The organism is Aeromicrobium sp. HA (assembly GCF_027171405.1).
Taxonomy (GTDB): Bacteria; Actinomycetota; Actinomycetes; order Propionibacteriales; family Nocardioidaceae; genus Aeromicrobium; species Aeromicrobium tamlense.
In genome coordinates this window covers 2340160-2350612 of record NZ_CP114372.1, presented here as the reverse complement: position 1 = coordinate 2350612, position 10453 = coordinate 2340160, and the positions used below count along the sequence as shown (strand labels likewise).

The 10453-nt window shown below is 71.5% G+C and carries 12 protein-coding genes; 10 read left to right on the top strand and 2 right to left on the bottom strand.

What is annotated here, in order from left to right; translation table 11 throughout:
- The first annotated feature begins 53 nt into the window (after positions 1–53).
- The 8 genes from hrcA to era are packed head-to-tail and all read left to right on the top strand — an operon-like array spanning position 54 to position 6661.
- Positions 54–1070 (top strand): heat-inducible transcriptional repressor HrcA, encoded by a 1017-nt coding sequence (gene hrcA, locus O3S82_RS11575; RefSeq protein WP_269302950.1) that lies wholly within the window; start codon positions 54–56, stop codon positions 1068–1070.
- A 34-nt stretch (positions 1071–1104) separates the two neighbouring features.
- Entirely contained in the window at positions 1105–2253 is a 1149-nt protein-coding gene (gene dnaJ / locus O3S82_RS11570) for a molecular chaperone DnaJ (protein ID WP_218845727.1), read from the top strand.
- 27 nt (positions 2254–2280) lie between these two features.
- Entirely contained in the window at positions 2281–2625 is a 345-nt protein-coding gene (locus O3S82_RS11565; protein WP_269302949.1) for a histidine triad nucleotide-binding protein, read from the top strand.
- Between the two features lie 17 nt (positions 2626–2642).
- Positions 2643–3665, top strand: a complete 1023-nt coding sequence (locus O3S82_RS11560; protein ID WP_179423764.1) for a PhoH family protein — start codon at positions 2643–2645, stop codon at positions 3663–3665.
- A complete protein-coding gene (gene ybeY, locus O3S82_RS11555) occupies positions 3643–4110 on the top strand; it encodes an rRNA maturation RNase YbeY (protein WP_269302947.1) in 468 nt (155 codons plus the stop codon). The genes O3S82_RS11560 and ybeY overlap by 23 nt, the downstream gene beginning before the upstream one ends.
- Before the next feature lies 1 nt (position 4111).
- Complete coding sequence (locus O3S82_RS11550) at positions 4112–5392, top strand: hemolysin family protein (protein WP_179423768.1); 1281 nt, start codon at positions 4112–4114, stop codon at positions 5390–5392.
- A 22-nt stretch (positions 5393–5414) separates the two neighbouring features.
- Positions 5415–5747: a cytidine deaminase gene (locus tag O3S82_RS11545; protein ID WP_179423770.1), complete on the top strand. Its 333-nt coding sequence runs from the start codon at positions 5415–5417 to the stop codon at positions 5745–5747.
- A complete protein-coding gene (gene era / locus O3S82_RS11540; RefSeq protein ID WP_179423771.1) occupies positions 5744–6661 on the top strand; it encodes a GTPase Era in 918 nt (305 codons plus the stop codon). Before O3S82_RS11545 ends, era begins: the two co-directional genes overlap by 4 nt.
- On the opposite strand, the gene O3S82_RS11535 is transcribed toward era, so the two are convergent.
- A complete protein-coding gene (locus tag O3S82_RS11535) occupies positions 6658–7815 on the bottom strand; it encodes an HNH endonuclease signature motif containing protein (RefSeq protein ID WP_269302942.1) in 1158 nt (385 codons plus the stop codon). The two genes, era and O3S82_RS11535, sit on opposite strands and share 4 nt — an antisense overlap.
- A gap of 70 nt (positions 7816–7885) precedes the next feature.
- The gene (locus O3S82_RS11530) at positions 7886–8734 is read right to left on the bottom strand and encodes a LysR family transcriptional regulator ArgP (RefSeq protein ID WP_269302940.1); all 849 of its coding nucleotides are present in this window, start codon (positions 8732–8734) and stop codon (positions 7886–7888) included.
- Positions 8735–8813: 79 nt separating this feature from the next.
- Between O3S82_RS11530 and O3S82_RS11525 the strand changes: the two genes are divergently transcribed.
- Together O3S82_RS11525 and O3S82_RS11520 are read left to right on the top strand one after the other, a co-directional pair.
- Entirely contained in the window at positions 8814–9410 is a 597-nt protein-coding gene (locus O3S82_RS11525) for a LysE/ArgO family amino acid transporter (RefSeq protein ID WP_269302939.1), read from the top strand.
- Between the two features lie 29 nt (positions 9411–9439).
- Positions 9440–10453 (top strand): PHP domain-containing protein, encoded by a 1014-nt coding sequence (locus O3S82_RS11520; protein ID WP_179423779.1) that lies wholly within the window; start codon positions 9440–9442, stop codon positions 10451–10453.

The window sequence follows — 10453 nt, the reverse complement described above, 5'->3', positions numbered from 1 at the left end:
CGCTAGACTGGCACTGGTCAGGGTCGAGTGCCAGCAGCGTGGGAGGTGACAGCGTGATCGAGGACCGCCGGCTCAACGTCCTGCGAGCCATCGTCGAGGACTACGTCGCCACGCAGGAGCCCGTCGGCTCGAAGGCGCTGGTCGAGCGCCACCGCCTCGGCGTCTCGCCCGCCACGATCCGCAACGACATGGCCGCCCTGGAGGACGAGGGGTACCTCACCGCGCCGCACACCAGCGCCGGCCGGATCCCCACCGACAAGGGCTACCGGATGTTCGTCGACCGGCTCGCCGAGGTCAAGGCGCTGTCGGGCGCCGAGCGCCGCGCGATCGAGACCTTCCTGTCCGGCGCGATCGACGTCGACGACATCGTCATGCGCAGCGTGAAGATCCTCGCCCAGCTGACCAACCAGGTCGCGATCGTGCAGTACCCGTCGCTGACCCGGTCGACGGTGCGCCACGTCGAGCTCGTCGCGCTCGAGGGCTCGCGCGTGCTGATCGTGGTCATCACCAGCAGCGGCCGCGTCGAGCAGCGCATCGTCGAGCTCGCCCAGACCCCCGGCGAGGGCCTGTTGGGCGACCTCAAGTCGCGCCTCGTGCGGGCCACCCTCGGCGAGCGCCTGCCCGAGGCCTCGCTGCGCCTGGCCGAGCTGATCGACACGTTCGACGTCGACGACCGCCCCGTCGTCTCGGCGATCGTCACCACGCTGGCCAACACGTTCTCCAACGAGCGGTCCGACGAGCGCGTCGCGGTCGGTGGCACCGCCAACCTGGCCCGCTTCGGCGCCGACTTCGACACCGCCATCCGCCCCGTGCTGGAGGCGATGGAGGAGCAGGTCGTGCTGCTGCACCTGCTGGGCGAGGCCACGGTCGGCCCGCACGTGCGGATCGGCCGCGAGACCGGACGCGACGACCTGTCGGGCACGGCCGTCGTCTCCAGCACCTACGGACCCGACGGGGAGTCCTTCGCCCAGCTGGGCACGATGGGGCCGACCCGCATGGACTACCCCGCCACGATGGCCGCCGTCGGCGCCGTCGCCCGCTACGTCGGGCGAATCCTCGCCGACGGCTGAGCGCTCCACCTCGGACTGCGAAAGAGAAGAGATCTTGGACTACTACGAACTGCTGGGCGTGTCGCGCGAGGCGACCCCGGAGGAGCTGAAGAAGGCCTACCGCAAGGCGGCCCGCAAGTGGCACCCCGACGTGAGCGACGCCCCCGACGCCGCCGAGCGCTTCAAGGAGGTCACGACCGCCTACGAGGTGCTGTCCGACCCCCAGAAGCGGTCGATCTACGACCGTGGCGGCGACCCGCTGTCGGCCGGCGGCGGCATGGGCGGCGGCTTCGGCCAGGGCTTCAGCTTCGACGACATCATGGACGCGTTCTTCGGCCAGACGTCGTCGCGCGGCCCGCGCCCGCGCACCCAGCGTGGCCAGGACGCGCTGCTGCGCCTCTCGGTCAGCCTCGCCGAGGCGGCGTTCGGCGTCCAGCGCGAGATCAAGGTCGACACCGCGGTCACGTGCGAGGTCTGCGACGGCTCCGGCGCGAACGCCGGCTCCGAGCCGGTCACGTGCGGCACCTGCCACGGTCACGGCAGCGTCCACCACGTCCAGCGCTCGCTGCTCGGCGACATCCGCACCTCGCGCCCCTGCCCCACCTGCCACGGCTACGGCACCGTCATCCCCGACCCCTGCCGCGAGTGCAACGGCGAGGGCCGGGTCCGCTCGCGCCGCAGCCTGCAGGTCAACGTGCCGGCCGGTGTCGACGACGGCAACCGGATCCAGCTCGCGGGCGAGGGCGAGGTCGGCGCCGGGGGAGGCCCCGCCGGTGACCTCTACATCGAGATCAAGGTGGCGCGTCACCCCGTCTTCACGCGTCAGGGCGACGCGCTGGCCTGCCAGATCACGGTGCCGATGACGGCCGCCGCGCTCGGCACCCGCATCGACCTGCCCACGATCGACGCCGACCGCGAGGACGTCGAGGCCGACCAGCGGACCGTCGCGATCGAGGTGCCCGCCGGCACGCAGTCGGGCGAGACCGTCGTGGCGCGCGGCCACGGCGTCCCGCGCCTGCGTGGCTCGGGACGCGGCGACCTCACGGTGCAGGTCGTGGTGGAGACGCCGCGCGACCTCGACGCCGAGCAGCGCGAGCTGCTGGAGAAGCTGGCCGCGTCCCGCGGCGAGGAGCACGTCGACCCGGTCGTGGGTCACCACTCCCGCTCCGGCGTCTTCGGCCGCATCCGCGACGCCTTCAAGTAGGCCGCGGCGGGTCGCTAGAGTCGCCCCATGGCTGCTGACTGCATCTTCTGCAAGATCGTCGCCGGGGAGATCCCGGCCGAGATCGTCGCCGAGTCCGAGCACACGATCGCGTTCCGCGACATCAACCCGAAGGCGCCCGTCCACGTGCTCGTGGTGCCGAAGGTCCACGAGCCCGACGCGGCCTCGCTCGCCTCGGCCGAGCCGGTCGTCGCGGCCGAGCTCCTCGCGCAGACGCGTGTGGTGGCCACGCAGGAGGGGTACGAGGACTACAACCTGGTGTTCAACACCGGGGCGAACGCGGGACAGACCGTCTTCCACGCGCACGTGCACCTGCTCGCAGGCGTCGACGTCTCGAAGCTGTTCCTGGCCTGACGCTACGCTGGAGGGGTATGACTGACGACACTGCACCGCCGCGGCACACGGTGACGATTCCCGCATCCGTGCCCCTGGTCTCCCTGTTCGGGCCCGCCGACGAGTTCCTGCGTCTCATGGAGGCGGCGTTCGACGCCCGGATCCATGCCCGCGGCAACGAGGTCACGATCACGGGCGAGCCCGCCGAGGCCGCCCTCGTGGAGCGACTCCTCGACGAGCTCGTCACGATCCTGCGCACCGGGCAGGCGCTCACGTCCGAGACGGTCGAGCGCAGCATCGGCATGCTGCGCACCGAGACGCAGGAGCGCCCGGCCGACGTGCTGAGCCTCAACATCCTGTCGAACCGCGGCCGCACGATCCGCCCCAAGACGCTCAACCAGAAGAAGTACGTCGACGCGATCGACGAGCACACGATCGTCTTCGGCATCGGTCCCGCCGGCACCGGCAAGACCTACCTCGCGATGGCCAAGGCCGTGCAGGCGCTGCAGGCCAAGGAGGTCACCCGGATCATCCTGACCCGGCCCGCGGTCGAGGCCGGCGAGCGGCTGGGCTACCTGCCGGGCACCCTCAGCGAGAAGATCGACCCGTACCTGCGTCCGCTGTACGACGCGCTGCACGACATGCTCGATCCCGAGTCGATCCCCAAGCTGCTGACGTCGGGCGTCATCGAGGTCGCGCCGCTGGCCTACATGCGCGGCCGCACGCTCAACGACGCGTTCATCATCCTCGACGAGGCGCAGAACACCACCGCCGAGCAGATGAAGATGTTCCTCACCCGCCTGGGCTTCGGCTCGAAGATGGTCGTCACGGGCGACGTCACGCAGGTCGACCTGCCCGGTGGCGCCACCAGCGGCCTGCGCGTGGTGCAGCAGATCCTCGACGACGTGCGCGACGTGCACTTCAGCCGGCTCACCAGCCACGACGTCGTCCGCCACAAGCTGGTCGGGCGCATCGTCGCCGCCTATGACCAGTACGAGGCGAACGGTCGCGGACGCGCCGACGCCGCCGGGGGAGCGCATGACCGTCGACGTCCTCAATGAGTCCGGGGTCGACGACGTCGACGTCGCGGCCCTCACCTCGCTGTGCCGGTTCGTCATGCGCCGCATGCGCCTGCACCCGCAGACCGAGATGACGCTGCGCCTCGTCGACGTCGACACGATCGCCGTGCTCAACGAGCAGTGGATGGGCAAGAAGGGCCCCACCGACGTGCTCTCGTTCCCCATGGACGAGCTGACGCCGGGCCGCGACGACGAGGAGCGCGACGCGGGCTACCTCGGCGACATCGCGCTGTGTCCTCAGGTCGCCGAGCAGCAGGCCCCGGCCGCCGGTCACGACCGCGACGACGAGATGGCGCTGCTCACCGTCCACGGCATCCTGCACCTGCTGGGCTACGACCACGCCGAGCCCGAGGAGCACGCCGAGATGTTCGGCATCCAGGGCCGCCTGCTGCTCGAGTGGGCCGACCCGGCCCTCCGGGAGAGCTGAGATGAGTGGTCCAGCCATAGCCCTGGCCGTCTTCCTCGTGGTGCTGGCCGGCGTGCTGGTGGCGGTGGAGGCGGCCCTCTCCACGTTCTCGCGCGCCCGCGCCGACGAGCTCACCGAGGCGGGCGTCGGCGGCGCCAAGCGCCTCGCGCGGATCCTCGAGGACCCGGCGCCCTACCTGAACTCCGTGCTGCTCCTGCGCATGCTGGCCGAGACCACGGGCATCGTGCTCGTCGCGGCGATCGTCGCCGACGAGGTCGAGGGCTACTGGCAGAACGTCCTCATCGCCGCCGGTCTCATGTCGGTGGTGTCGTTCGTCGTCATCGGCGTCGCGCCGCGCACGCTGGGCCGGCAGCACTCCGAGAGCATCGCCGTGGCCTCCGCCGCGCCGGTGATCTGGCTGACCGTGCTGCTGGGTCCCGTCCCGCGGCTGCTGATCCTGCTGGGCAACGCGCTCACCCCGGGCCGCGGCTTCGCCGAGGGCCCGTTCGCGTCGGAGGTCGAGGTCCGCGAGCTCGTCGACCTCGCCGCCGCCAGCTCGGTGATCGAGTCCGACGAGTCCAAGATGATCCAGTCCGTGTTCGAGCTGGGCGACACGATCGTCCGCGAGGTCATGGTGCCGCGCCCCGACCTGGTCTACATCGAGAAGCACAAGACGCTGCGCCAGGCGATGTCGCTGGGCCTGCGCAGCGGCTACTCGCGCATCCCCGTGATCGGCGAGAACCTCGACGACGTCATCGGCATGGCGTACCTCAAGGACGTCACGAAGCGCGTCTTCGACAATCACGCGGCCGAGACCACCGAGAAGGTCGACTCGATCTGCCGCCCGTGCGTCTACGTGCCCGACACCAAGCACGCCGACGACCTGCTGCGCGAGATGCAGGCGCAGCGCACCCACGTGGCGATCGTGATCGACGAGTTCGGCGGCACCGCCGGCATGGTGACGATCGAGGACATCCTCGAGGAGATCGTCGGCGAGATCACCGACGAGTACGACGACGAGCCCGATGAGCGCGAGCAGCTGTCCGACGGCGCCTGGCGCGTCAGCGCCCGCTTCGACGTCGACGACCTCGAGGAGCTCTTCGGCATCCCCGTCGAGGACGAGGACGTCGACTCCGTGGGCGGCCTCATGGCCAAGCACCTCGGCACCGTCCCGATCCCGGGCTCGGTCGTCGAGGTCGACGGCCTGCGCCTCGAGGCCCAGGCGCCCCAGGGCCGCCGCAACCGCATCGGCCGGGTCGTCGTCTCGCGCGTCGAGCCGCTGGACGTCACGGCCGAGGCCTGAGCCCGGCCGGTACATTCGTCGCATGGACCTGACCTCCGAGGACGCGAAGCTCGTGACGCTCGCCCGGACCTCTCGTGCCCGTCTCGGAGTGGCCCAGGGGGCCGCCGTGCGTGACCTCGACGGCCGCACCTACGCCGCTGCCACCGTCCACCTCGACACGCTGCGGGTGTCCGCGCTCGACCTCGCCGTCGCGATGGCCGTCTCGTCGGGCGCGAAGGGCCTGGAGGCCGCCGCGCTGGTCACCGAGGGCGACGTTCCGGTGGGCCTCGACTCGGTGATCGAGTTCGGCGGCGCCGGCGTCACCGTCGTGGTCGCCGATCCGGCGGGCGCCGTCGACACGGTGCTGTCGACATGAGCCAGTTCCGCTCCGGCTTCGCCTGCTTCGTCGGCCGGCCCAACGCCGGCAAGTCCACGCTGACCAACGCCCTCGTGGGCGGCAAGGTCGCGATCACGTCCTCGCGCCCCCAGACCACGCGCCACGTCATCCGTGGCCTCGTCCACCGCGAGGACGCCCAGCTCGTCCTCGTCGACACCCCCGGCCTGCACAAGCCCCGCACCCTGCTGGGACAGCGCCTCAACGACCTGGTCCGCACCACGTGGGCCGAGGTCGACACCGTGGGCATGTGCCTGCCGGCCAACGAGAAGATCGGCCCGGGCGACCGCTTCCTCATCAAGGAGATCGCGGCGCTGCGCCGCAAGCCGGTCATCGCGATCGCCACGAAGACCGACCTCGTGACGCCCGCCCGCCTCGCCGAGCACCTGACCGAGATCGCCGCCGCCGGCGCTGAAGCGGGCCTGTCCTGGCACGAGGTCGTGCCGGTGTCCGCCGTCTCCGGCGAGCAGGTCGAGCTGCTGGGCTCGCTCCTCATCGACACGCTGCCCGAGGGCCCGCCGCTGTACCCCGAGGGTCAGCTCACGGACGAGCCCGAGGAGACGCTGATCGCCGAGATCATCCGCGAGTCCGCGCTCGAGGGAGTCCACGACGAGCTGCCGCACTCGCTGGCGGTCGTGGTCGAGGAGGTCGTGCCCCGCGAGGACCGTCCCGCCGAGAAGCCGCTGCTCGACGTGCGCGCCAACGTGTACGTGGAGCGCGACAGCCAGAAGGGCATCATCATCGGCAAGAAGGGCGCCCGCCTCAAGCAGATCGGCATCGACTCGCGCTCGCAGATCGAGCGGCTGCTGGGCACGCCCGTGCACCTCGACCTGCACGTCAAGGTGGCCAAGGACTGGCAGCGCGACCCGCGCCAGCTGCGCAAGCTCGGCTTCTAGGCCACGCGGTACGGCTCGACGTGGGCCATCGGCCCGTCGAGGTGACGGTCGTCGAGGTGTCCGTGGGACTTCATGTTGTGGTGCCGTCGGCACAGGCAGCGCAGGTTGTCGGCCGAGGTGGTGCCGCCCCGGTCGTAGGCTAGCTCGTGGTCGAGGTCGGTCGAGCCGGCAGGAGCCCGGCAGCCGACGACCCGGCAGGCGCCGTCCCTCCAGCGCAGGGCCTGCCGCAGTGACTCCGGGGGCCGGTAGGCCAGAACCGTCGAGTCGAGCACGGTGCCGGCCGCGTCGAGCACCAGCCGCCGCAGCACGGTGTGCTCGGACTGCGCCAGCTCGCGCACCCACGCGGCACCGACCGGTTCGCCGTCGAGAGTGAGGCCCGGGCCGTCCGTGAGCCCGATGAGGTCGGTGGCCGCGATGCTGATCGCGACCTCGGCGCGGACATCGGTCGCGGTGCCCTCACACGACGTGAGCCAGTGGGCTACGAGGTCGGCCTGCTTCTGGTCACGGGTGCGGCGGTCGCGCTCGCCCGTCTCGGGGTCGACGGCGGGCAGCGCCTTCGCCGCACGACGGAGGCGCTCGGCCACCACCACGGCCACGCCGGTGGGCAACAGCGCGTTCAGCCAGCTGGTGCCGTCGTCGAGGTGAGTGACGCTGACGCGACGCTCCTCCACGGCGCGTGCCGACTCGTGCGCCACCTCGTCGGGCTCGAGGCGGGCGCGCAGACGCCGCAGCCACGAGCGGAGCTCGCCGACCGTGTGCGTCTCGGCGTAGTCGACCACGGATGCGTCGACGGCGGCGACGGCCTCGGCGGTGCGCAGCCTCTCCACCGTGGCGGCGATCGCGCCAGCCTTCGCCGCGTCGATGCGACCGACGCGGAAGGTGGCCCAGACGCATGGCGTGTGGTCGCGCAGGGTGCGGGCGTCGTGCAGGATGCCCCACGCCCGCTGCTCGGAGATCGCCAGCTGCTGGGCCATGTCGAGCACCACGGCGCTGCGGCCGTGCTGCTTGGAGATCGACGGCTGGTCGGCTGCGTCGATGAGCTTCGTCGCGCGTTCGAAGTGGCCCAGGATGAGATTCCACGTGGCGTACTCGGCGCGGGCCTGCTCGCGGCGGACGTCGGCGAACGCCTCGTCGTCGGTGCGGGCCCTGAGCATGCCTCATCATAGAACAGGTGTTCGAACATAAAGTCAATTCACGCCGTCCTTCCCGCGATGCGAGACGGGTTCATCGACCGGGTGAGTGGGTGGACACGGCGTCGCTGAGCCGGTCGAGGAGCTCGGAGTCGAGCCGCCACCGCTGCCAGTACAAGGACACCCGCGTGACCGATCGGCCCAGGCGGATCAGCGTGCCCGCCTCGATGCCGGCGCGGGCCTGCGCCTCCGGCAGCAGTCCCCAGCCGAGCCCGGCCTCGATCGCGGCCCGGAAGTCGTCGGATGACGGGACCTCGTGGACGGCGGGAGGCGCGACCTCGGTGTGGCGTCGAAGCTCCTCGTGCTGGAGCCGGTCCTTGGCGTTGAACACGACCATCGGCATGCCCGACCAGTCGGCTCGCCCCGAGCGAAGGAGCGACGGATGGGCGACCGGCAGGTACCGCATCGTGCCGAGCGGGGTCACCGAGCAGCCCTGCACGGGGGAGGGGTCGCTGGTCACCGCGGCGACCACCTCGCCGCGCCGCAGCAGGTCGTGGCTGTGCCCCTCGTCCTCCACGCGCAGCCGCAGCGCGACACCCTCCCACGTGGCGATCTCGGCCAGCACGGGCCGGAACCACGTGGCCAGGGAGTCGGCGTTGATCGCCAGCGCGAGGTCGGTCGGGCCCTCGGTCAGCCCGTCCGTGAGTGCCTCTGCGAAGACGAGCTCGAGCTGGCGGCCGAGCCGCACGAGTGGGGCTCCCGCCTCGGTCGGCACGCAGGGCGTCCCGCGGCCCACGAGCACCCGGCCGACGGCGCTCTCGAGCGCACGGATGCGCTGGCTGACGGCGCTCGGGGTGACGTGAAGCCGCTCGGCTGCGGCCTCGAAGGAGCCGGTGTCGGCGATCGCCACCAGGGCCGACAGCTGGGCGGGGGAGAGGTCCATGGATCGAGTGAAGCACTCCTTCACCATGCGAAGAAAGATTCGTTGGACTTCACGAGGTGACGGACCCTACGGTCGAACGGTGCTGAACGCCTTCGTGACCGGAATGATCACCGGCCTGTCCCTCATCGTCGTCATCGGCGCCCAGAACGCCTTCGTCCTGCGCCAGGGCATCCGGCGTGCCCACGTCGGCGCCGTCGTCGCCATCTGCGCGGTGTCGGACCTCGCGCTGATCCTGGCCGGAGTCGCGGGCATCGGGGCGATCATCGACCGCGCGGGCTGGCTCATCGACGTCGTCACGTGGCTCGGCGTGGCGTTCCTGGTCTGGTACGGCATCAGCTCGATCCGGCGCGCGTTCCGCCCCGAGCACCTCGAGGCGTCCGGCCGCACCGCCGCCACGCTGCGTGCCGTGGTGCTGCAGGCGCTGGCGCTCACGTGGCTCAACCCCCACGTCTACCTCGACACGGTGGTGCTGCTCGGCTCGATCGCCCAGACGCACGGCGACGACCGCTGGTGGTTCGGTGCGGGCGCCTCCGTCGGCAGCATCGTGTGGTTCTCGTCGCTGGGATTCGGGGCCACGCGCCTCGCGCCCCTGCTCGCGCGCCCCCGGGCGTGGCAGGTGCTCGACCTGGTCATCGGCCTCGTGATGTTCGTGATCGCGGCGTCACTGGTCTGGTGACTCACGAGGACATCCCGCACGATGGAGGGGTGGACCCCGTCGAGGCGCTGCGCGAGACCGCGTTCTGGCTCGAGCGCGAGCGTGCGTCGACCTACCGGGTCGAGGCCTTCCGCAAGGCCGCCGCGGCACTCGCCGACCTGACCCCCGACGAGGTCGTCGAGCGTGCCGGGAACGGTTCGCTGGGTCGGATGAAGGGCCTCGGCCCCCGCACGACCACGGTCGTCGAGCAGGCGCTCTCGGGCGACGTGCCGGAGTACCTCTCCGACCTCCGCGCGCGCAACACCGGACCTCTTGCCGAGGCCGGGGCCGAGCTCCGGGCCCTGCTGCGGGGCGACCTGCACAGCCACTCCGACTGGTCCGACGGTGGGAGCCCGATCGAGGAGATGGCGCGCGCGGCGGTCTGGCGCGGCCGCGAGTACCAGGCCATCACCGACCACTCGCCCCGGCTCACGGTCGCCAACGGGCTGAGCCGCGAGCGTCTCGAGGTGCAGCTCGAGGTCGTCGCCGACGTGAACGACCAGTTCCCCGACGTCACCCTGCTGACGGGCATCGAGGTCGACATCCTCGACGACGGCGCGCTCGACCAGGACGACGACCTCCTCGGTCGCCTCGACGTGGTGGTGGCGAGCGTCCACTCGAAGCTGCGCATGGACGCCCCGGCGATGACGCGGCGCATGGTCGCCGCGGTCTCGAACCCGCACACCGACGTGCTGGGGCACTGCACCGGCCGCCTCGTCGAGGGCTCGCGTGGCACCCGGAAGCAGTCCCAGTTCGACCCCGATCAGGTCTTCCGCGCGTGCGCCGAGCACGGCGTCGCCGTCGAGATCAACTCCCGCCCGGAGCGCCAGGACCCGCCGGACGAGCTGATCGACCTCGCGTACGACCTGGGCTGCCTGTTCGCGATCGACACGGACGCCCACGCGCCGGGCCAGCTGGACTTCCTCGACCACGGCGCCGCCCGCGCGGCCGATCGTGGCATCGACCCCGACCGGATCGTCACGACCTGGCCGCTCGACCGCCTGCGGGAGTGGCTACGACGCTAG